Origin of the sequence: Endozoicomonas sp. GU-1 (genome assembly GCF_027366395.1) — a bacterium.
GTDB lineage: Bacteria > Pseudomonadota > Gammaproteobacteria > Pseudomonadales > Endozoicomonadaceae > Endozoicomonas.
Window position 1 is genome coordinate 3688581 of the sequence record NZ_CP114771.1, and the last position, 21696, is coordinate 3710276.

At 49.5% G+C, this 21696-nt stretch carries 18 protein-coding genes and 2 pseudogenes; 10 read left to right on the forward strand and 10 right to left on the reverse strand.

From position 1 onward, the window contains the following. The first annotated feature begins 53 nt into the window (after positions 1–53). The 4 genes from O3276_RS15445 (at position 54) to O3276_RS15460 (ending at position 2132) form a co-directional block, all read left to right on the forward strand. Positions 54–620 carry a gamma carbonic anhydrase family protein gene (locus tag O3276_RS15445; protein WP_269672136.1) on the forward strand — a complete coding sequence of 189 codons (567 nt, stop codon included), beginning with the start codon at positions 54–56 and terminating at the stop codon, positions 618–620. A gap of 191 nt (positions 621–811) precedes the next feature. Continuing rightward, positions 812–1042: a hypothetical protein gene (locus O3276_RS15450; RefSeq protein ID WP_145999792.1), complete on the forward strand. Its 231-nt coding sequence runs from the start codon at positions 812–814 to the stop codon at positions 1040–1042. Between the two features lie 93 nt (positions 1043–1135). After that, complete coding sequence (locus O3276_RS15455; protein WP_101745362.1) at positions 1136–1726, forward strand: YhgN family NAAT transporter; 591 nt, start codon at positions 1136–1138, stop codon at positions 1724–1726. Positions 1727–1838: 112 nt separating this feature from the next. Continuing rightward, positions 1839–2132: an ArsR/SmtB family transcription factor gene (locus O3276_RS15460; protein WP_269672137.1), complete on the forward strand. Its 294-nt coding sequence runs from the start codon at positions 1839–1841 to the stop codon at positions 2130–2132. 189 nt (positions 2133–2321) lie between these two features. Here the strand turns inward: O3276_RS15460 and O3276_RS15465 are convergent, their stop codons facing one another. The 5 genes and pseudogenes from O3276_RS15465 to mnmG form a co-directional block, all read right to left on the reverse strand. Then, positions 2322–2660 (reverse strand): YjhX family toxin, encoded by a 339-nt coding sequence (locus O3276_RS15465; RefSeq protein WP_269672138.1) that lies wholly within the window; start codon positions 2658–2660, stop codon positions 2322–2324. Positions 2661–2925: 265 nt separating this feature from the next. Further along, positions 2926–3432 carry a GNAT family N-acetyltransferase gene (locus O3276_RS15470; protein ID WP_269672139.1) on the reverse strand — a complete coding sequence of 169 codons (507 nt, stop codon included), beginning with the start codon at positions 3430–3432 and terminating at the stop codon, positions 2926–2928. Between the two features lie 8 nt (positions 3433–3440). Then, positions 3441–4007 (reverse strand): TetR/AcrR family transcriptional regulator, encoded by a 567-nt coding sequence (locus O3276_RS15475; RefSeq protein WP_269672140.1) that lies wholly within the window; start codon positions 4005–4007, stop codon positions 3441–3443. Positions 4008–4361: 354 nt separating this feature from the next. Continuing rightward, a pseudogene (locus O3276_RS25815) lies at positions 4362–4550 on the reverse strand (Tn3 family transposase); the annotation flags it as partial. Positions 4551–4846: 296 nt separating this feature from the next. Next, positions 4847–6726: pseudogene (mnmG, locus tag O3276_RS15480) on the reverse strand (tRNA uridine-5-carboxymethylaminomethyl(34) synthesis enzyme MnmG). A gap of 671 nt (positions 6727–7397) precedes the next feature. On the opposite strand from mnmG, the gene O3276_RS15485 reads away from it, so the two are divergent. From O3276_RS15485 to O3276_RS15500, 4 genes are all read left to right on the forward strand, one after another. After that, a complete protein-coding gene (locus tag O3276_RS15485; RefSeq protein ID WP_269672141.1) occupies positions 7398–8408 on the forward strand; it encodes a Fe(3+) ABC transporter substrate-binding protein in 1011 nt (336 codons plus the stop codon). 167 nt (positions 8409–8575) lie between these two features. Beyond that, complete coding sequence (locus O3276_RS15490) at positions 8576–10060, forward strand: ABC transporter permease (RefSeq protein ID WP_269672142.1); 1485 nt, start codon at positions 8576–8578, stop codon at positions 10058–10060. Continuing rightward, entirely contained in the window at positions 10057–11256 is a 1200-nt protein-coding gene (locus O3276_RS15495) for an ABC transporter ATP-binding protein (RefSeq protein ID WP_269672143.1), read from the forward strand. The genes O3276_RS15490 and O3276_RS15495 overlap by 4 nt, the downstream gene beginning before the upstream one ends. Before the next feature lie 201 nt (positions 11257–11457). Beyond that, positions 11458–13527, forward strand: a complete 2070-nt coding sequence (locus O3276_RS15500) for an F-box/WD repeat-containing protein (protein ID WP_269672144.1) — start codon at positions 11458–11460, stop codon at positions 13525–13527. A gap of 143 nt (positions 13528–13670) precedes the next feature. Here O3276_RS15500 and O3276_RS15505 read toward each other — a convergent pair whose 3' ends face one another. The 5 genes from O3276_RS15505 to O3276_RS15525 are packed head-to-tail and all read right to left on the reverse strand — an operon-like array spanning position 13671 to position 19759. Then, on the reverse strand, positions 13671–15008 hold the full coding sequence (locus tag O3276_RS15505) for a lysine N(6)-hydroxylase/L-ornithine N(5)-oxygenase family protein (RefSeq protein ID WP_269672145.1): 1338 nt from the start codon (positions 15006–15008) through the stop codon (positions 13671–13673). Further along, complete coding sequence (locus tag O3276_RS15510; RefSeq protein WP_269672146.1) at positions 15005–16831, reverse strand: IucA/IucC family protein; 1827 nt, start codon at positions 16829–16831, stop codon at positions 15005–15007. Before O3276_RS15510 ends, O3276_RS15505 begins: the two co-directional genes overlap by 4 nt. Then, positions 16828–17616 carry a GNAT family N-acetyltransferase gene (locus O3276_RS15515; RefSeq protein WP_269672147.1) on the reverse strand — a complete coding sequence of 263 codons (789 nt, stop codon included), beginning with the start codon at positions 17614–17616 and terminating at the stop codon, positions 16828–16830. Before O3276_RS15515 ends, O3276_RS15510 begins: the two co-directional genes overlap by 4 nt. Next, positions 17586–17855: a hypothetical protein gene (locus tag O3276_RS15520; protein WP_269672148.1), complete on the reverse strand. Its 270-nt coding sequence runs from the start codon at positions 17853–17855 to the stop codon at positions 17586–17588. Before O3276_RS15520 ends, O3276_RS15515 begins: the two co-directional genes overlap by 31 nt. A gap of 29 nt (positions 17856–17884) precedes the next feature. After that, positions 17885–19759, reverse strand: coding sequence for an IucA/IucC family protein (locus O3276_RS15525; RefSeq protein WP_269672149.1), 1875 nt, complete (start codon positions 19757–19759; stop codon positions 17885–17887). Positions 19760–20006: 247 nt separating this feature from the next. Here O3276_RS15525 and O3276_RS15530 point away from each other — a divergent pair, with 247 nt between their 5' ends. Both O3276_RS15530 and O3276_RS15535 read left to right on the forward strand, forming a co-directional pair. After that, positions 20007–21281, forward strand: a complete 1275-nt coding sequence (locus tag O3276_RS15530) for an MFS transporter (RefSeq protein ID WP_269672150.1) — start codon at positions 20007–20009, stop codon at positions 21279–21281. Continuing rightward, positions 21263–21655 carry a hypothetical protein gene (locus tag O3276_RS15535; RefSeq protein ID WP_269672151.1) on the forward strand — a complete coding sequence of 131 codons (393 nt, stop codon included), beginning with the start codon at positions 21263–21265 and terminating at the stop codon, positions 21653–21655. Before O3276_RS15530 ends, O3276_RS15535 begins: the two co-directional genes overlap by 19 nt. Positions 21656–21696 lie beyond the last annotated feature (41 nt).

A 21696-nucleotide genomic window follows, 5' to 3' on the forward strand; every position in this document is an offset into this window, starting at 1 on the left:
CCTAGCCATTATTTGCATCCACTGAGGCAGAAACACCAGAGGAGCCCTGCTCAATGAGTCAAGCCATCCGAAGCTTCAATAATAAAATGCCAGTTCTTGGCGCAAGGGTCTATATCGACGAGAGCTCAGTTGTGCTTGGCGATGTCACGATCGGCAATGACAGCTCGGTATGGCCAACGGCGGTTATTCGTGGCGATATGCATTCCATCCGTATTGGCGACAGAACCAGCATACAGGATGGTTCAGTTCTGCACATTACCCATGCCAGTGATTACCACCCCGCTGGCCATCCGTTGACCATTGGTGATGAGGTAACGGTCGGGCATAAAGCGGTTTTGCATGGTTGTACCATCCATAACCGGTGTCTGATTGGTATTGGTGCCATTATTCTGGATGGTGCCGTGGTGGAAGAAGAGGTGATTGTCGCAGCCGGTTGTCTGGTTCCCCCGGGCAAGCGTCTTGAGAGTGGTTTTGTCTACAAGGGAAACCCGGCCAAAAAAACACGGGAACTATCGGAAAAAGAGCGCAGTTTCTTCCAGTACACCGCTGGCAACTATGTCAAACTGAAAGATAATTATCTTGATAATCAGGCTCTTGATAGTCAGGCTCTTAATAAATAGTAGAAGGGCTGCATCCAGCCCTTGATCAAGTCCTTAGTACCACTTAAAAATCATAACGTTAATTACTCCCCCTGCATTTTTTAATCATCCTTATGACTTAAGTAGTAATGACTCACAGACTGGTCATAACTAATCTGAATTTATCAATACAAGCTATGACTGTTTTCATTCACTTGCAAAAGGAATTTCATATGAGCCAACTTTACGATGTGAGCCAGGAAAACAACCCTATTTATATACAAGCCGAGTTAGCCGATGCAGCCTTAAAAGCCGAACAATTAAGGGAAGCCAGGGAAGCCGCCGATAAGCACCACTTCAAGCTCCAGTTGGAGGAAACCATTGATCTTGACGGCAATGGTGATGGCAGGAGCCACGATTCCCGGTTGCTGAATATCCTTGCCCGTCAAAGTGTCATTGGCTGATTTATTGCCCTGAATATCCCACCGGAGGTCTTTCTATGCCTCTGGTGAATATGTTATAAGCGCGCCCTGATAAACACAGCTGGCTTTTTAAACATGGACATTTATTCAACCGTTATACTGCTATTCCTGATCATGGATCCTTTGGGCAATATGCCTGTCTTTATCTCAGTTCTGAAAGGCGTTCCTGAACAGAGGCGTAGCAAGGTGCTTATCAGAGAGCTGCTGATTGCCCTGGTTATTCTTCTGATCTTCCTTTTTGCCGGAAAATACCTGCTGCTATCACTGCATCTGAAGCAGGAATCGGTCAGTATTGCCGGTGCGATTATCCTGTTTATTATCGCCATTCGCATGATTTTCCCATCCAGCCGGGGTGGTGGCATCATGGGCAGTACCCCAGACGGTGAACCCTTTATTGTTCCCCTGGCGATTCCCCTGATTGCCGGCCCATCCATTCTGGCAACACTGATGCTGGTCTCCAGCCAGCATCCGGGAAATCAGTGGCCACTGGCCATGGCCGTTTTTATCTCCTGGGCATTGAGCGCCGCCATTCTGATGATGTCGGGTAAAATTATGAAACTGTTGGGTAGTCGGGGCATATTTGCCATTGAGCGGCTGATGGGGATGATCCTGGTGATGCTCTCGGTGCAGATGTTTATGGATGGTATTGCTCACTACTCGGCTTAGTAAATACTTACTGACTGCTTCCTGAAAACAATCAACAAACCGGAAGCAGTTCCTGTACAAACCCACCATATTTCCACTATCATCGAACTATTTGCCGCATAAGTTTTCTACCATGGATCTAGATACCTGCGCCAAGGCTCTGAAAGAGTTGGGTCACCCTTCACGACTTGGAATCTACAAACGCCTGGTCCGGTCAGGCCATCAGGGTGTGCCGGTGGGAACCCTGCAAAAAGAGCTGGACATTCCGGGTTCAACCCTTTCCCACCATATTTCAGCCCTGGTCTCTGTGGGTCTGGTTAAGCAGAAGCGGGATGGCAGGACACTGTATTGCATTCCCCAGTTCGCCACCTTCAATGAGGTCATGGGGTTTCTCAGCGAGGAGTGTTGTGCGGATGAGTCAACGTAATGGGGTATTGTGCCCATTCCCTCGAAAAGTTCACTGTGCACCATATGCACCACTGGTGTTACGTCCCTCTTAAGCTGTTTTTATTTGAAAGACAAATGATACAGCACTAACGCTGCATCATTTGTGATTGAACGGAACTAGGAGCCTGTCCGAGAATAGGCTGCCCTACTGCGGTGGCAGCAAATTGGTCTAAAAATTCCGTTTTGTTCGGCAAATAGCCCCGCTATTCACCTCACAAAACGAAATTTTTATCCTCAATTTACTGCCATCCTCGCTACGGGCGCTATTCTCGGACAGTCTCCTAGCACCCAGCTGTGTGATGCGATAGGGGGCGCTATTTTTCGAGCTGATGAGTTTTTTACTCTTCAGAGGTTTAAAAATCTCGTCCGTAAAATTGGACAAAACATAACCGTCGCGTGTGTAGCAAATGATGTCATTGATTTTACCGTTTTCATTACGGTAGCAACGGATCTCCCCGCCCAATGCGAGGACATGTAAAACTCGCTGATCACGCTTTGATATATTCAATGAAGCAGACCTAATCTTTATTAACTTATGACAACACAGCCTCCGCTCTCTTTCAGCTGAGGCAATGGAATGTCAACAGACTTTTATGTGACCTGGACTATGAACACAGGATTAGACGGGCTCTGGCAAAAACTCTCCGTTGATTCAGAAGTAATACATAATGTTTGAACGCCGGGTTCCTGAAATCCCTGGCTGATCAAATCTTTGTGTTGGTCTCAAATATCGAACATGCAGAGGGAGGGGGCGGAAAACGCCCCCCTGACTATCACACCTGTTCGCTCGGGTGTCCCCACATTAGCGGAGCCGCGTAAGGTCCGGTTATGCTGGAGGTGGATTCTCCAACACCATCCATAGTGCCCGGAGTCAACTCTCGGGCAAACCAACACTCCAGAGGTGCCTGAGTTCTTACTGGCGGCAGGACCTTATGGGGTGTGTTGTAGCGTTTACCGTAGTGGAACGGTTCACCCATTACAAAGATCACGTCAGCATCCAGCTGCGCTTCAGCTTCTTCCATCAGTCGGGTGGCGTAACCTTTACCCTGATATTCAGGCAGCACCGCCAGAGGTGCCAGAACGTAGCACTTAAGATGTGGTGCCGTGTCGATGGTGATCGGGGTGTAGCATCCATGTGCCACACCTTCATAGACGATAGAGAAACTGCCGTCTGCAATCAGGTCGTCGGCGAACTGTGCATACAGTTTTGCATGGCGCTCATCATACAGGCCGCCAGCCGCAGCGAAGGCTTCGTATTGAATGTCGTAAGGTGTTTTCATTTCAATTCCTAAAAACCCAGTAATAACAGGTACTTTTTGATGAATCGCTGTTTGATTTTTTCCAGTGGATAGTCATCGTTTGCAAACAAGTAATTCAAAGCGATACCGTCTATCTCGGCGATCAGCATATGACTGTCAACAACGCCCACAGCCGAAGGTATATCTCGCAAAACTGACTGAAACTGAGCCATCATTAGTTGGTACCGCTTTTCAATCAAATCTTCTAAAACTATCCGCATCGAAGGTTGGCAGAGTGTCTGGAATTCAAACCGGTGAGTCAGCTGCTTTTCGGGTAAAGCCATCCCTGAAAAAATATGCTCCAGAAGAATTACTAGCCGTTCGTTAGCAGGTAGCTCGCCGTTGATGTCACTAAGTTTTTCCTCGGCTTCACTGACAGCCTCGGCCATATGGAGGAACACTTCTCTGAGGAGTTCTTCCTTGTTTTTAAAATGGTGAAAGACGGCACCCTTTGACACCTTGGCGTGTTCGCAAATGGTGGCGATGGATGTCTTCTCATAGCCATTTGTTGCAAACAGTTCGATAGCGGTGTGAAGAATTAGTTGCTTTCTGTCCACGGGATTCACCTGTATCTGAACAAACCATACATACCAACTGGTCGGTTTGTGTCATGCACGGTATTTGAAATCAGCTTTAATGGCAAGTTGATTTTATACATAGGTCATAAGCAGTTTCCCTGAGGTATCACGAGAATAGGTCAGCGGCGCTAAGCCGCATACTCCTGATCTTCAGGCTCATGGTTTGCCAGAGGGTCAACGCTCTCCAGCATACTGTAGAGTTTTAACAGCATGATGGTCGCCAAAGACATAGTTTCCTGCCAGCTGTATATGGCTCCAGGCAACCGGTGAAAAGCCGGCAATCATATCAACGACTCTTTGATTGCCGTCTTTATGGCATTTTTCAATCAGTGCCGACAGGGTTCTGCTTTTTCGTTTGTTGCTGGAAAGTTTTCTGATCACTTTGCTCTGCTGAATGGCCTTGCGGCTCAGCGAGCAAATAATGTGCTGAATTTGATCCCATTCCTGCTCAATCAGCCTGCGGTTGATAGGCTTGTTCAGCCTGATTAAAAATGGTGAGCTTGCGCTTCTCGGCCAGCTCAGTTCTGGAGTGTTCCAACTGCTCTGAAAAAGGACCTCTTCTGCGACTTTCTGTTGGCCGTGGGCTTTAGACGCTTCTCAGTATTTACGCACCAGATAACAGAATGAAGTGACCAGCTTGTCATTAGTATTCCCGGTAACGGAAATACAGGTAACGTATCCAGGGCGACATATTTCAGGTTAATAAAATTGGTTTAATTTTGTACAGTGAACTTTTCGAGGGAATGGGTGCAATACCCCGTAATCAGGCAGGGCAGGTTACCAGTGCCTGATCCATCAGGAACTGGTAACCGGATCAATTAAGCAGCCATAGAGCGCTTTTTCATATAAACCAGCAATAGAGATACGGCAGCAGGTGTCATCCCCTGGATACGGGCAGCACGGCCCAGTGTCTCCGGACGGGCATCCGTCAGCTTCTGCTTCAGCTCGTTGGAAAGCCCTTCGATCAAGGTGTAGTCCAGCGCCGGTGGTATGCGGGTATTCTCATAACGACGCATACGGTCTATCTCGTCGGTCTGACGGTCAATATAGCCCTGATACTTGGTCTGTATCTCCACCTGTTCCGCGACCTGATCATGGGTTTCCGCGTCTCCCACCAGTCCGGCCACATCGTTATAGGTCAGTTCCGGACGACGCAGCAGTTCCAGAAGACTGTATTCACGGCTTAAAGGTTTGCTGAGCTTATTTTCCAGGGTACGGGCAGCATCACTACCGGGATGGACAAACGCTACTCTGAGGCGCTCAGACTCCTTCTCAATACGCTCTTTCTTGTCACTGAAGGCCATCCACCGTTGATCATCCACCAGCCCCAGTGCCCGGCCTTTCTCCGTCAGGCGCAGGTCGGCGTTATCTTCCCGCAGGATCAACCGGTATTCTGCCCGGCTGGTAAACATGCGGTAAGGCTCACTGGTGCCATTGGTAATCAGGTCATCCACCAGCACACCGATGTAAGCTTCATCACGACGTGGGCACCAGGACTCTTTATCCTGTGCCCTGAGTGCCGCATTCATGCCCGCCAACAGGCCCTGTGCCGCCGCTTCTTCATAGCCGGTGGTTCCGTTGATTTGACCGGCAAAGAATAAGCCACCAATGGCTTTGGTTTCCAGAGAGTACTTAAGCCCTCTCGGGTCAAAGTAATCGTACTCGATGGCGTAACCGGGACGGGTAATATGGGCATTTTCCAGGCCACGGATGGATTGGATCAGGTTGATCTGCACATCAAAGGGCAAACTGGTCGAGATGCCATTGGGATACAGCTCATGGGTGGATAACCCTTCCGGCTCCAGAAAGACCTGATGGGAGGTTTTATCCGCAAACCGGGTAATTTTATCCTCAATGGATGGGCAATACCTCGGACCTATCCCTTCAATTACCCCGGTAAACATGGGTGAACGGTCCAGCCCTCCACGGATGATCTCGTGGGTACGCTCATTGGTATGGGTGATATAACAGGACACCTGTTCAGGGTGCTGCTCAACCGTGCCAAGGTAAGACATCACCGGCATCGGCGCATCCCCCGGTTGCGCTTCCATCACGGAAAAATCCACACTTCGGGCATCAATACGGGCAGGCGTCCCAGTTTTCAGGCGTCGAACATCCAGGGGCAGTCTCTCAGCCGGTTGGCCAGGGCAATGGAGGGCGGATCACCGGCCCGGCCACCGCTGTGGTTTTCCAGACCAATATGAATTCGACCACCCAGGAAAGTACCTGCGGTCAGAACAACGTTCGCAGCAAGAAAACGAACACCCATGTTGGTCACGACACCACGCACCTGGCTGGTGTTGTCATCAACCACCAGATCATCCGCAGACTGCTGAAATATCCACAGGTTCTCCTGGTTTTCCAGAATCGAACGAATGGCGGCCTTGTAAAGTGCCCGGTCAGCCTGTGCCCGGGTAGCCCTGACCGCCGGTCCTTTTCTGCCATTGAGCACCCGAAACTGGATACCGGCAAGATCCGTCGCGGTTGCCATGGCACCGCCAAGGGCATCCACCTCTTTGACCAGATGACTTTTACCAATCCCGCCAATGGCCGGATTACAGGACATCATCCCCAGCGTTTCGATGTTATGGGTCAACAACAACGTTTTAACGCCCATACGAGCTGCCGCCAGGGCGGCCTCCGTACCGGCATGACCACCACCGATCACAATCACATCAAATTGTTTTGGGAAATCCACTGCCAACGTCTGTCACCTGTTATCAAGAGAAGATAAGGCTAGCAATTATACACCGGTTAGCCAGTGCTGTGACCCATCATTGGATAAGCGTGACCTGAAGGCTTCACAGGGCCAGCCCGATAACCAGGCATGCATAACGGGCGTGAGTGGCAACCGGTCACGTAATTTTACTCACAGCCAGTAGATCTGCCCAAAAAGTTTGGTTTTTTCTTATCAAACGACGAAGTTCTTTCAGGTAAACAACAGTAATAACAGCGAATAGCTGTTTTTTAATGTTATCTTATTTTTTTTATTGATATTAGTGTTGATAAAATCTGTGGATAAGCAGATAAAAATCTTTATTTTCAATATTTTATAAATTGAACAACCCTGTTATATTGCTGGTCACAAGCTTTAGTTAACCTGTCATTAAACTGTGGAAAAAAACGACTTTATCCACAGGGTGATTTTATAAAAAGGTTATCCCTGCGTTGTTCATAACTTATCTGTGTATATTTCCACATTTCCATAATGCCCGGGTAATTTGCCCGACAACCCGCTGTGATGGGATCTACCGGGTAATTGGCGGATTTATCGCCATTGAATTTATCCACAGCGCAATAAAGCAGTTGCGAAGTCAGGGAAAATAAGTACAATTCGCAAACGATAATAATTCTTGTTTGCAGACTGCTATGAAAAAACTCCTCTCTATTACTTCCGCTATTGCGATTTCGTGCTCTTCTTTGCTGGCCCAGGCTGCTGAAGAGGTCAATATCTACTCTTATCGTCAGCCTTTTCTGATTGAGCCCATGCTGAAAGACTTTGAACAGGAAACGGGCGTAAAGGTGAACGTGGTATTTGCCAAGAAAGGTCTGGAGGAGCGTATTGAGCGGGAAGGCAAATTCAGCCCGGCAGATGTCGTACTGACTTCCGACATGATCAGTCTTTTTGATCTGGTTGATCGCCAACTGGTACAACCCGTGAACAGTAAAACCATTAATGAAAACATCCCTGTGCACTTAAGGGACCCGGACAACCAGTGGTACTCATTAACCATGCGGGTGCGGAATATTTACAGCTCCAAACGCAGCGACAAGCCCGTTGATATCAACTACGAAGACCTGGCCAGCAGCAAGTTCAAAGGCAAGATCTGTACCCGCAGCGGCAAGCACCCCTACAATATTGGTCTGGTCGCCTCGATGATCGCCCATAACGGTGAAGCACAAACCAAACAGTGGCTGGAAGGGGTAAAAGCCAACCTGGCCCGTCGTCCCCAGGGGAATGACCGGGCCCAGGTCAAAGCGATCAAAGAGGGGGTTTGTGATGTCTCTCTGGGTAACAGCTACTACTTTGGCAAGATGATGGAGAATGATGATCAGAAAGCCTGGGCTGATGCCGTTTATATTAACTTCCCGAACCAGAAGACGGTGGGTTCCCATGTCAACATCAGTGGCATGGTGATGGCAAAGTACGCACCGAACAAGGATAATGCCCTCAGGCTGATGGAGTACCTGGCCAGTGAAGAGGCTCAGTCCATTTATGCCCGGGACAATATGGAATACCCGGTCAACCCGAACGTTCCAGTGTCTGACACCGTGGCGGCATGGGGAGAATTCAAGGCGGATCCACTGCCTATTTCAGACATTGCCGCCAACCGAACCAAGGCTCAACGTCTTCTGGACGAAGTAAAATTTGATCTATAGATCTCATTAGTGCATGAATCACAACTTACCAACCTACTGGAGGGCTGGCAGCTGGCTGCTGGCCCTTTTGCTTTTTTCCCCCTGTTATCGCCCTGGTCCTGGAGGCTCTCGCCCCTGCCGGTGAGTTATTTGACCATCTTTGGGATACTGTCCTGACCACCTACATCGTGAACAGTGTTCTTCTGATTCTCGGGGTAGGGGGACTTGGGGCTGTTCTGGCGATCCCTGCCGCCTGGGTGATGGCCAATGCCCGGATTCCGGCAAGAGATCAGCTCCAGTGGTTACTGGTTTTACCACTGGCCATGCCATCCTACGTTATTGCCTATATCTATACCGACCTGCTGGAATTTGCCGGACCAGTGCAGCGTTTTCTCAGAGCGCTCACGGGTTGGACGTCAGCCGCAGACTATTCCTTCCCGGAGATACGCAGCCTGGGCGGTGCCATTATAGTGCTTGCCCTGGTGCTTTATCCCTATCTGTATCTGCTGGCAAGAACCGCGTTTCTTGAGCAATCGAAAAGCCAGACCCTGGCCAGCCGACTGTTAGGTTGCTCACCTCTGCACAGTTTTTTCCGGGTAACCCTGCCCATGGCCCGTCCCGCCATCATTACCGGTCTGGCGCTTATGGGCATGGAAGCCCTGGGTGATTTTGCCACGGTAAGCTATTTTTCCGTGCCCACATTAACCACGGCGGTATACGACACCTGGCTAGGTTATGGCAGCCTGAATGCGGCGGCAAAAATCTCGGCCATGATGTTGCTGGTGGTCATGTTGTTGATCAGCATGGAAAAATACAGCCGTCGTAAACAGCAGTTGTACCAGAAAAATACCGGGCAGGAGCAGCGGGAGTTGATCGAGCTTTCCGGCGGGTCAAAATGGCTGGCTATCGGCTGGTGCTGGCTGCTGGTCACCCTGGGCTTTTTGCTGCCATCCCTGGTGCTGGTGGAGTACCTGATTGCCTATTTCGATGATTCATGGAGCAGTGCTCTGTTTGAATACGGTATCAACAGTCTGATGGTTTCCGGTTCCGCAGCTGCAGTTGCCTGCTTTATTGCCTTGTTCCTGGGCGTTTATCAGCGCTTACAGCGTACGAGCTTTTCCCGTATCCCTGCTCGCCTGGCCGCCACCGGTTACGCCCTGCCGGGCAATGTTCTGGCCATTGGGGTACTGATCCCTCTGACGCTCTCGGATAATGTGCTCAACGAACTGCTGATTCACTGGCACCAGTCACCGGTTGGGCTTATTTTCAGTGGCTCTGCCATTACCCTGGTGTTTGCCTACGTGGTGCGGTTCTCCGCTGTTGCTGTGGGCAGCGTTGAGTCCAGTCTTGGGCGAGTGTCTCCGTCACTGGATATGGCCAGCCGAACCCTGGGGTGTAACCCCGGGGAAATGGTCAAGCGTGTGCATCTGCCGTTAATTCGCAAAGGCATGCTGGCAGGGCTGCTGCTGGTATTTATTGAGGGTATGAAAGAGCTGCCTGCCACACTGCTACTGCGCCCCTTTAATTTTGAAACACTGGCTACCCGGGTCTTCCAATATGTGTCTGATGAGCAGCTGGAATATGCGGCACCTGCCGCATTGGTGCTGGTTCTGGTAGGATTGGTGCCCCTTATTATGCTTAATCGCTCTCTGGAAAGGCAGGAACAGCAATGAGTGCCCTGAACATCACTGAACTTGCCTGTGCTTATGATCGGTCAGCCAGAAAAAGCAGCGCCACTGCCGATCCTCTGGTCCTGTCCGGGGTAAACCTGGCCATAGAGGATGGTGAAATTGTCTGCCTGCTGGGTCGCAGTGGCTGTGGTAAGTCGACCTTATTAAAAGCGATCGCCGGTTTGATTCAACCGGTATCCGGCACCATTGAACTGCATGGCCGGGAAGTCAGCTCAGCTGCCCGGATAACACCGCCAGAGCAGCGGGGCATCGGCATGATCTTTCAGGATTATGCCCTGTTTCCCCACCTGACGGTGTTTGACAACATCAGTTTTGGACTTAACAGTTTTGGACTTAAGGGAGCCTTCGGCCAGAACCAACAGACCTCCGAACAGGTCAGGCAACGGGTTCAGGATATGCTGCAGCTGGTAAACCTTTTTGGTCTTGACCAGCGCTATCCACATGAACTGTCCGGAGGGCAGCAACAACGGGTGGCCATCGCCAGGGCTCTGGCCAACGAGCCTTCCATTCTGTTGCTGGATGAGCCGTTTTCCAATATCGACAGCCAGGTCCGTCAGCATCTGGTCAGGGAAATACGGGATATCCTGAAGCAGCAAAAAGTCGCCGGACTGTTTGTGACCCACAGTCGTGAAGAAGGTTTTGCTTTTGCGGATACCATCGCCGTCATGGGGCAGGGCAGAATCATGCAGCAGGGGACGGCCTTCGATATCTATCACTACCCTGATAACCGTTTTATTGCCGACTTTATGGGGGCCGGCAATATTCTGCCGGCCACCATTGAAGATGAGTTTCATGTGAGCACCCCGTTAGGCGTTGTGGCATCCACCCAACCGCTCTCTGTGGAAAAGGCAGGCACAAGCCTGGAGTTGTTTATCCGACCGCAGATGGTGGCCCTCTCGGCTGTGGATAAATCTGAAGGCCTACTGTCTCAAACCTCTACCGATACTTATCCACAGGCCACCATTACCCGGCAGCAGTTTATGGGCAAAAGTATACGCAGCGAGATTCATCTGGACTGTTGCCAGGGGAGTTATCAGCTGGTGGCAGAGCATTCAAATCCGGTAGCCGGGAATGCCAACGTCCAACTGAGCATTATTCCCCATGATCTGGTGTTGTTTGATGCTGATGGCCTGAACGCACGCCAAAAAGACGAACCACACCATGACGCCCAAACATAACTGATGTCAGGCTAACCCGGATATTTTATAAGCTTGCTCCCGTTTGTCCTTTGCCGCTCTAAATGAGTTTTGCTCAGTGGACCGTACTCCCCGGTACGGCGTTCCCTCAAAAAATCCCTTAGCGCGACAAAGTCCTGAGAATTATTTCAGATATGACATCTCTGGACTAACCTCTTAATCGGATTTTTCCGGAGTGACCTGATGAGAGAGTTTATCTTGCCATTGCCTCATGCACAGGAAAAACCAGATGAACCTTGTCTGAGTGAAACGAATCCGGTTATTCCTGAACAATCAGCTCATTTTCACAGGTGGAGTATTACCTCACTACCGGTGGAATTATTGTTGAAAATTACCGATTATTTACCGCTTAAGGACGCGTGTAATTTGGCACTTGTTTCCAGAAGAATGCACACTGTCCTGAATGAATACGGATTATTTGAAGTTGTTCGGTGCTACGGGAATCTGAGTAAGAATGAACAGCTGTTTTACCGGAACCTGAGTATTACCAATCTGCCACTGATTCATTGTCTGCAGACATCAAAAATACAAGTCATTGCCGGGCAATCGTATTGTACTGAAAATTTTCCGGCAATCTGCGCATATCACGCTGATCATTTACGCAATGAAACCATTAATGCCACCTCACTTAAATTTGTGCTGCAAAACTCATTTGGCAGGGAAGATAACATCATTGATTACTTTCTCAATGAGAATCACAGTCGGCTGCTCATTAATGATCGTCACGGCTCTCAGAGTTCTATCTGGACGGCGGGAAGTAATGGCTGCTGGAACAGGGAATTCACTATTGAGGGGCGCTGTTTCTTCGATTGTTTTAATAGCATTGATCAATACCATGACAATACTGTTTTTATCTCTGTTGATCCTCCCCCCTCTGATAGACCTGCTTTTAAAACCTATGGCGCTAAAGACGCTTTACTGTCGATTATTCAGCGGGATGGGAAAGGCTTATGGACTGAAACACAGCAAATGACTGTCGCTGAGCTTTTTCCCCATGTTGGTAATGAACAAAGTATTGATGTTAACTATTTATCTTTTCAGGTTTCACCCGATGGCAAATCTCTGATTTATTCTGCATACACCACGCATGGCCGGATTTTAAGTCGGGAATTGAATGGTCAATGGGCAATCAAAGGTGATTGCCCCCGGGGTTACAGTATTTTCAGCCCGGACAGCAATCATATTGCCATTGATCTTGAAGAATGTATCGGATTCTTTGGAAAACAAAAGGATGGCCGCTGGCTTGCCAACGGGATACTGAAATTTAACATGTATACAACGGCTCTGACAAAAACAGGAATTGATATTGATGATATAGGAGGTTTTGACACAATTGCATTCAGTCCGGACAGTCAACATTTTGCGGCATGTTTCAATTATGCCGGGGAAGATTCCAACAACATGGAAATACATGTAGAGGATTTCTTCGTGGTTGTTTTTAGTCTTGGTGATAACGGTCGATGGTCTGAAACCATAAGAATCACTAAACATCAGCCCCACCCCGTCCTAAGTATATCACTGGAAGTAACCTTCAGTCCCGATAGTCAGTATCTGGTTGTTCATAGCGAAGATAATTTTGATATCTGGCATTTAACGGATAACAACGGTTGGGTAGCGGAAATAAAAGATCATGACTATTTCCATAAGCCCCGCGTGGTTTTGCCTGATTCAATGGTGACATTCAATGTGGACTCCTCGGTATTTGTGCTGTTTCAGGAGGGATCTGCAATGGTCTGGCAATTGAATGGGGCAGGAATGTGGCACTGCCAGCACACGTTTACTTATATTTGTGACAGTAGATATCCTCGCAGGAATGCAAACTCCGCTGTTCCTACTGCCCAGAAGCTCAGCCCGGACGGACACTCGATTATTTGTACTGATGATCGGGGGAGGCTGGATATCCAGGTGCAAAAGAAATACGGTGAATGGGTCCGGCAAACCCCGGACTCTGATTTACGACTCTGTGAACCTGATTTTAATCACGGTGGGTCCCTTTTTGCTGGCCTTGATGTTAACGACAAATCTTGCCTGGTTGTACTGGGCATAACCCCAAAGGGTGTCTGGCAGGAAAAGGGCCGCCTGCAAGCGGAGGGCTGCATTGACAGCTTCAAATTCAGTCCTTGCGGTCACTCCATACAGGTCTGCTCTATGGATGGTGACCGGAAAATCCTGTCTTTTTGGCGGATCGAGCGGGAACCTGACAGGCAACAAAGAATGCATTTACCGAGATCCCGGAAGGTTGACCAAGAATAGCCACCGTATGAATGTAGCAGCAGCTGCCCGATAGGGCAGGCCATTCTCAGGTAGCCTCTTACACCAGACTGCATGCCCTTCTTTAATCTGAATTTCAAGGACTATTCTACCAACCTTGTAGATAGAGGCCGGTGGAAAAAAGACTACCCATTTTCTCCTTTGCCATTGGGCAGAAAATCCGTATTACTCAGCCAGTGGATAAAACCGGACGGTTGATTGACCGGAAAGACGTCTTCGTGCATCAAGTCATTGATGATGGTTGCTGAGCGCCAGGCCGTGAGGCTTAACTGCGGCTCAACAATGCCATGACTGTGCAAACCGGCATTCACCGCATAAATCCGTCGGTCTTCCGGGCCATCCCAGGCCACTTTAAAACTTGGGGATAGCTTGAATCGATTTTGCTGATCCAGCGTTAACTGTTCCCGAATAGGTTCCAGATACTCGGGCAGTGCATTCTGAAAGCCAGTACATAGAATAACCACGTCAGCGGCCAGCTGTTCATCGCATTCTGACAATGCATTGAATAAACGCAGATCATAATAGCCTGTGGACGTTAAGGACATATCTGCTAACGTTCGGTCCGGCAGCAATTGCCAGCTCATATCGCCATTGCCCAGATAGGTTCGGTCATAAAGCTCCCGGTAGAGTTCCAGCAGATAGGCCGGGGTAATTCCATCACTTGCCAGCTTTTGATAATTGACGATGCGCTCTTTTTTATCACTGGGCAGTGACAGAAACTGGCCCACATAGCCCGGGGTGAAATACTCATTGGTAAAGGGACTTTCATCCAGGGGTTCAAAGCCCGCTCGCCGGGATACCCAGTTCACCTGGGCAACCTTTCCCCATTGGCCCCGCAGACAGTTCAGGAAGACTTCGGCCCCGGTCTGTCCGCCACCAATAACCGCCACCCGTTTAGTGGCTAAATCTACATCCTGCGTCATCAGGCTACCGGCATGGAAGCAGTCCGGGCCGAGCCATCGCCGGGTACACTCCGGGGTATAGGGTGATTTGCCGGTGCCCAGACAGAGATTCCTGGCTTTAAAGGATTGATGGTCAGACTTCAGCACAAAGTGATGATCGGTAAAGCTGACTTCCCGAATTTCAGTATCAAACGTGACCGAACTCAGGTTATTTGCCACCCAGCTCAGGTATTCAACAAACTCTGTACGACTGATGACCATTTTTTCGGTGGAGAGAAATGAGTAAAAACGCCCTTTATTGACCAGAAATGAAATAAACGACCATGGGCTTGTGGGCTGAACAGCGGTAACCAGGTCTTTCAGGCAGGAAGTTTGCATATGAGCCCCTGGAAGCATTAGGCCAGGATGCCAGCCAAAGGTTGCTTTTTTGTCAAAAAACCGGGTTGAAATGGTGGGCTGACTATCCAGCAGGGCGGCCAGGCTCAAATTGAATGGCCCGGCACCCAGTCCGGCCAGTTCCAGAATATCGGTTTCGCAATCCGTGATTTTTTGCAATCTCATGGCACGTCCCTGAATGTCGTTGCTAATGGGTTGTTAAGTGGTGTTCCCAGTTCCGGCAGTGGACGTTCACTGGCGTCACCATAACCCTGTTTGAATCGGACTCTGTTCAGGCAAACACGGGCCATTTCCGGTTGGAACAGGTCAAACAGTTTAAAGCGCCCGTTCAGTTCCGGATGTGCTTTCATATACAACTGCAGTTGTTTACCAAGGAGTCCGTAAAAGTCCACCTCCGAAAACCCTTTTTCCGCCAGGCCTTTTTCTGCCAGACAAGCGGAAATAAAGCGCAGAACGCTGACAAAATGCCCCGTCTGCAAGTCATGGATAAGGTATTCAGCGGGCAGTCTCGTAGTCACTGAGCGGGCATAGTCACTCAGGCTTTCCAGCTCAGGAAAGTCCTGATCAATAAGACGCAAGTCCCCCTGAAAATCTTTAAGGGCAACACGGACAGGCTGATGATGCTCAAGAACCACCGTGACATTCTGGCCGTGGGCCACCAGGCCAACACCGTATTTACAGAGCAAATGGTAGAGTGGGATGACCACCGAATTGAACAGTCGGGTCAACCACTGTCTGGCTGACAGCCCTGAACGGCGAATGTACTCATGGATGAGTGGTTCATTGAAACCATCGCGCTGAAACAGGGTGGAGATCAGGACAGCACGTTCAGATGTCTTGATTTTGTCGTGTACACTCTGTCGCCAGATGCAGCCCAGCATCTCATGATAGCGATAGGGAGCATCCTCAACCTGGGTAAATATCGGGTTGGGGTAGAAGGCACCTGCGGGCTCTTCAAGGATGATGACGCCTCGGTTTGCCAGCGTTGGGTCAGTATTCACAATATTGGCCAGCCACCTGGATATCATCGGCCCGGCCTTGATGTATTGACCGGGAATACCCCGATAGCAGGAGGTGTTTAAAATCGAGAGCGGCAGCTTAATGTTCAACTGTTTGGGTCTCTGCCGGTTTGATAGCGTACGCAGAGACTGTTGCGGCAACATCGGGTCACCAAAAACCCCCAGATGAACGATACGACCCGCAGCAAGCTCGCCAGCAAATAAATTCACCAGCTTGTTTTGCCATTGCCATGGGTGAACCGGCAGCAGGAAATACGCGTCTGCTGTTAAATTCCTTCCATGAAAGACGTCTAAAAGCTTAGCCTGAGCCTGCGTATCAAGCACTGCAGACAATAATGCCTGCTCAGAAAGGTCATCTATTTTGGATAGCTGACAATGGTTTCGGCTGACGGCCAGCCATTCCAGTTGAATCTCCGGCAGAAATTCGGTGGCATAGGCCTTATAGTCATTGCCCCCCCAACCGATACGGCCTTTGCTGACGGTCACTTTCGGGTGACCATCCAGATAACATTGGAGTTCATCATCGGTCAGGTCAATCAACTCAGCGGCAGCTTTTTGATGGTAGTTCTGCTGTACCCGAACTTCGGCCATCAGGGTGTTGGCCAGCTCTTCCAGAAAATTTGCCAATATTACCGACGTGAGATGAAGCTCTGTCCGGGCATCAATAAATAACTGACTGACATCGGGAAATGACGAGCACTGACCATCAGGTCCGGTACGAGTAATGGAGGCCGGGTCAATGATCAATTGATCCCAGACGGTTCGCCAGGCGGCGAACTGATAGCTGGTGCCACTTTGCAGCTCCAGGGTGAAATCACCGTTATCAAGCTCCAGTGGTGAAATTGCTTCTTCCCAGCTCAGTTCACTGAGACTTTTGGCCAGCAAACGTTGATTAGCCTGTAACCAGAAAGAGGAGGAGTCGGCCTTCAGTGGACTCTTCAGTAGAGACTGTGTGACCGCCTGATTCATAGCTGTACCTCCCTGAAAAACGTACGTCGATAACCGTTTACCAGGGCTGCCCGTTTATGGGGGAAATCAAACGTTTTGACAAACGACCAGCCGGCAGGTGCCAGCAACTTCAATAAACGCCGATTGTCGGCCCTTGGCTCGCCAACCAGTCGGCCGGTTCTCGGATCGTCCAGATAGAGGAAGTGGGTTATGGATTTGGTCCAGCTGTTGGAAAACCGTTTTCCCAGGAAGTCCGGGTTTCCCACCAGCAGATGAAAACCTCTGTCCCATGGCTGGCAGTCATAATAGGGAGCAATGCGATCTTCCATCGCCCAGTAAAGCTCAAAGTAGCCAAAAGGTTCACCATTAATGCTGCCGACCAGGGGCCAGGTTTTTCTGTCTTTGAGCAGTGTTTGCAGGTAGTTGCGCAGCTCTTCCCTGCTCTTTGCCAGTTCCCAGAACTCAGCAACTCGCGGCTGATTCATCCACTGATGAAAAGTGGCCAGGTCGTCCTCCGGATCAATGGAGCGGAACGAAATAGTGAGATCATTCTGATAATCATAACGCTGATAAACGACACTGGAAGGTTGTAACGGTCGCAGCGGGTGGGAAATGCCATTGCTGTTTTCCGTCCAGATTTCTGGCGTCAGTACATTGTTGTTTTGCCAATGCCAAAGCGTACGATTCTGGTAAAAGCCGGTTCTGACGTTGATGCTCTCCCCGGAGGTCTGATCGATATCATGTCGCCATGACTCTGGCTCCAGCCGTTCAGATATCAGGGGGGACAAGTGAATTTGTTCCAGCATTGGATGATTTGCATACAGATAATCCAGCCTGCCGCCATAAGATGATCGGGAATCCTGTCCTGCAGGTCGGAGCTATTGGCCGGAGAAATAACCAGCCTGTCGGAGCCAGAGATGCTCAAATGCAGTGAAGTGGTAGCATCATTGATCAACAGTGTGTTGGCGCTGAGAGGCTTCAGTGTTATCTCCGGATGCAGAATACCCGGCAGTGTTTTTCCCGGAAGTTTCATTGTTGTTGTCATTGCTGTCCCTGTTTACGGATTTTTGGCGATTAAGGTAGAAGTTCGTCCTGTGACAATCCCACGAGTGGGTTTGATCGCGGGTGATACACTGCCAGAGGATTTTCCAGGGTGTTCTCATTCATATCGCAGTAAGAGCAATAAAAGTTGCCTTTTGACCAGAGTTCAGGGCTATTGAGAATGTAGTCCAGACAACCTGTATCCCTGGGATCAGACGCTCTGAGTTTCATCAGAAACTCTCTAAGGGCCATCAGCAGTGAAGATTCTGAAGTGACTTGCCCGGCCCCAAGGGCACTGATGACACCAAAGGTGGAATTGATGATCAGATAATAGGTAAACAACCAGTTGCCCAGTTCACCATCCACATGATGCTCCTGCTGTCTGGTTTCTGCTGAGATCGTCTCCGCCAGAAGTTCACGGGCGGTATGGCTGTAGCCCGTTCCCTGGCAATCACGGAAATAGACTTTCCGGGGATAACCCTGTTTCAGAGTGATCAACAGGTTCTGCTGATGGGCACCAAATAAAAGACCAAAGTCTGACTGTCCAATCATCAGCGGTTCTACGACGGTTGACAGGTATTTGTTAAACCAGCGAACAGCTATTCTTTCTGGTGGAAGCTGCTCTTTGTCAGCCAGTTTCCGGATCAGTGAAACCAGCCTTGATGCACCGTCAGGATTATCCTGGGTCAGGCTGGCCAGTAACTCGGTTGACCTCAATGTTTGAACGTTATTGAATGGATTTTCCCGCAGAACCATCATGGTCTCTGGCAATATCTGCCCATCCGGTCCCCTGATCGCCCCATGGGCAGGCTCGGTGATCACCTCAAAGTCCGGGTAGCGCTGCTTCATTTTCGTGCCAATGGACGTATGATATTTCACCTGATGGATCTCTTTGCCGCGAATCACTTCTTTAGGTAACAGGTGGCGCACAGAGTTGGTCAGTTTTACGCTGAGTGAATACTTCAACATGAAAGACGAGTGGCTGGCATGCAGGGAACGCACAGATGATGTTGCTCTCCAGTCACTGCCCTTTAATCCATAATCAATCAGTTTCTTTTCCTTGATCAACTGACGTATGTAGCTGCTTTTCAGCCACTGCCGGGCCTGCCATGGATGGGTGGGCAAGAGCGTTTGATGCTCCGGGGTTCCGTGGAGTAACGCAGCTGGAAAGCTCTGGTCTTCTTCTGCCAGTTGTCTGGTCAGTTCACTGAACGACAGTGTATGAACACTGTCGGCATCGAGCAGGTCGGAGTCTATGGCAAACCAATGGAGCTGGAAGCTGCTACCAAACTCAGGCATATACCGGGCGGCATCATCCTGGCTGAATTGAGCATAACTTTTCGGGCAGGGATGGACAGAGTGCCCTGTCAGCAGTGACTGTTCTGAAGCCTGAAAATCCCCGGGACCGTTAAAAATGTCGTCTAATGATGGCTGACGGGCTCTCAGATTGGTTTCAATATTGTTAACACTGTGATGAACCCGCTCCAGGAAATTTCTCCGGCTCTGTGGATCGCTCTGCCAGAGAATATCCCCGGCTACCAGCAACTGAACGGCCTCCATAAAAGTGATGGGAGTAGCCGTTGCTTTTGCCGGGCTCGATAAAATGACTGGCATTAAAAACTGGTGACGCCCGGTTATTGAAAAGTGACTGATACATACCAATAGCGATACATCATGAACAGGGATATTGATCAAATGGTCAATTTTCTTCCCGGTGGCTGAGTTCAATTGTGATCGATAACGCTCTATCACTTTAAACTCATTAACTTTATGTAATGTCCAGCCTTGCCATTCCCGCAGGAGCGCATTAAAAAAACAGTTAGCGCTCAGCACTTCAGCCTGGTTTCTGACAATAGCCGCATCACTTCGCCGTTGAGCATTCACGCTATCGGGGGATATGCCGGACATTATTGTATCAGCCGACGATTTCAGTATTGAATCTGAGGACATCATTATTATTTCAGTTTTTATGGTTAACTACTTACGGTTTGGTCATCAATTCTTAACTTATTCACCAACCCATTTTCTTTTTCAACGGTCTGTTACTTTCACTTTTTAAAATCGATCCCGTTCTGGATTGGGTTGTCATCCTACATGATAACAATTATCATTTACAACAAATTGAATAATAAATGTGCAGCATTGAGAATTGAACATGCCGGAAAATGCGTTATATCACGTTTCAACAGACACCCATTCCGGGCAATGCTCTTTCGAACAAAACCCTGCCCGGAATAACTTTTGTCGTTTGATCGCGGTATTCCTGCTGGGAACTGGCCAGACAACACTGCTGATCAGCCTGCCAGCCATTCTGGAAGAGACCGGAATTGGCTATGGTGTGCTCAGCGCCATGGTTGCTCTCGGTACCGGATTGTTTACCGTATCGGCCCCCATCTGGGGACGGATATCAGACAAATATGGTCGTATACCTGTAATCATCTCGGGTACTGCCGGCATAGCCCTGAGCTTTTTGATGCTGACCCTGTCTATTCAGGGAGTAGTGTCTGGCGTGCTGACTCAACAGCAGGCAATTTTCTTAATGTTCTCTGCCCGCATCGTCTATGGGCTGCTTGCATCTGGCTTGTACCCGGCAGTTCAGGCATGGGTAATTGACGACAGTAGTCCGTCAAATCGAGCCAGAATGCTCAGCCGCATCACCGCCAGTATTAATGTGGGTCGGCTATCAGGTCCCCTGGTGCCAGCCATATTCATCAGCTGGGGAAGCGCTTTTCCCATCGGTGTCGTATCGCTGCTGGCTATGGTTCTCTTCATTCTGCTAGTCATCTTACCCGTTGTATCAGTCAGGCATGACAAGATGTCAGCAGCCAGTAATGGCAATGTGCGCTTATTGGGATTAATGACAAAGACCTGGCCGTTGCTGTTACTGGCGTGCTCAGTCACCACGTTGTTTGGTTTTCTGCAATACCTGGCCGGTCCTCGACTTTATCTTATTGTTCATGACGGAGTCACCACCACCCGATTACTGTCAATCCTGATGATGCTGGCAGCACTGTCGACCATTATTGCCCATCTGGTCGCTGCCCGGTGGGTTCAGCGAAATCTGGTCATGGCATTGAAGTGTGGGAGTGTGTTGTTGCTGATCGGCACTATGTTCATGGTGACCGGTGAGCGCCTGTTCTGGCTGGCCAGCGGACTGACCATCAGCGCCGCTTCGGTTGCTTTATTAACCCCCGCCTATACGGCATTGGCATCTGCTCAGGCCAGCAGTCAGCAGGGTGCTCTTACCGGCATGCTCACTATGATTCATACCATTGGCTATACGCTGGGTGCTTTGCTGGTCGGCACGATTAACAGTAATGGCTGGCAACAGGAGTTGGTCGGGGTGCTGGTTGCCAGCGTATCACTGATGATCACTTTTTTATGGGTTGATCATAAACACGGGAAGTCATTATGTCTGCGATTCAAATGATGGGTTGGCCCATGGTTACCATCCGCTTTAATGATCCGGCAACGGATCAGGATGCACGGGATTGGTTACATGAGTTATCCGGGCTTCTGGACAGAAAAGAGCCCTTCAGCATGGTGATACTGGCGAAGCCTGACAGTCAGTTTTCACCGGTTGCCCGTAAATTGCTCGGGCTCTGGTTTAAGGAGAAGCGGCAGTTGCTGGGCTTATATTGTTCCGGTGTCGCCAGACTGGTTGGCTCGGAACAAGAGGGCGACCGTGTGGTCAGTAAAAACATGCAAAATGCCATGCCGTTTCCCATGAAGGCTTGCCTGGATTGGAGCGAAGCAAGGGATTGGGCAATGGATCAAATACAGGATAACAAGAAAATCACTTGAAGGATCAAATGATAATCAATATCATTCGCAACCATCTCAAA

Bases quoted from the DNA above. Each gene is read 5' to 3' on its own strand.
- O3276_RS15445 (WP_269672136.1), top strand. From the start codon at position 54: ATGAGTCAAGCCATCCGAAGCTTCAATAATAAAATGCCAGTTCTTGGC.
- O3276_RS15520 (WP_269672148.1), bottom strand. From the start codon at position 17,855: ATGACAACAACAATGAAACTTCCGGGAAAAACACTGCCGGGTATTCTG.
- O3276_RS15500 (WP_269672144.1), top strand. From the start codon at position 11,458: ATGAGAGAGTTTATCTTGCCATTGCCTCATGCACAGGAAAAACCAGAT.
- O3276_RS15515 (WP_269672147.1), bottom strand. From the start codon at position 17,616: ATGCTGGAACAAATTCACTTGTCCCCCCTGATATCTGAACGGCTGGAG.
- O3276_RS15460 (WP_269672137.1), top strand. From the start codon at position 1,839: ATGGATCTAGATACCTGCGCCAAGGCTCTGAAAGAGTTGGGTCACCCT.
- O3276_RS15530 (WP_269672150.1), top strand. From the start codon at position 20,007: ATGCCGGAAAATGCGTTATATCACGTTTCAACAGACACCCATTCCGGG.
- O3276_RS15495 (WP_269672143.1), top strand. From the start codon at position 10,057: ATGAGTGCCCTGAACATCACTGAACTTGCCTGTGCTTATGATCGGTCA.
- O3276_RS15450 (WP_145999792.1), top strand. From the start codon at position 812: ATGAGCCAACTTTACGATGTGAGCCAGGAAAACAACCCTATTTATATA.
- O3276_RS15455 (WP_101745362.1), top strand. From the start codon at position 1,136: ATGGACATTTATTCAACCGTTATACTGCTATTCCTGATCATGGATCCT.
- O3276_RS15535 (WP_269672151.1), top strand. From the start codon at position 21,263: ATGTCTGCGATTCAAATGATGGGTTGGCCCATGGTTACCATCCGCTTT.
- O3276_RS15470 (WP_269672139.1), bottom strand. From the start codon at position 3,432: ATGAAAACACCTTACGACATTCAATACGAAGCCTTCGCTGCGGCTGGC.
- O3276_RS15510 (WP_269672146.1), bottom strand. From the start codon at position 16,831: ATGAATCAGGCGGTCACACAGTCTCTACTGAAGAGTCCACTGAAGGCC.
- O3276_RS15525 (WP_269672149.1), bottom strand. From the start codon at position 19,759: ATGTCCGGCATATCCCCCGATAGCGTGAATGCTCAACGGCGAAGTGAT.
- O3276_RS15505 (WP_269672145.1), bottom strand. From the start codon at position 15,008: ATGAGATTGCAAAAAATCACGGATTGCGAAACCGATATTCTGGAACTG.
- O3276_RS15485 (WP_269672141.1), top strand. From the start codon at position 7,398: ATGAAAAAACTCCTCTCTATTACTTCCGCTATTGCGATTTCGTGCTCT.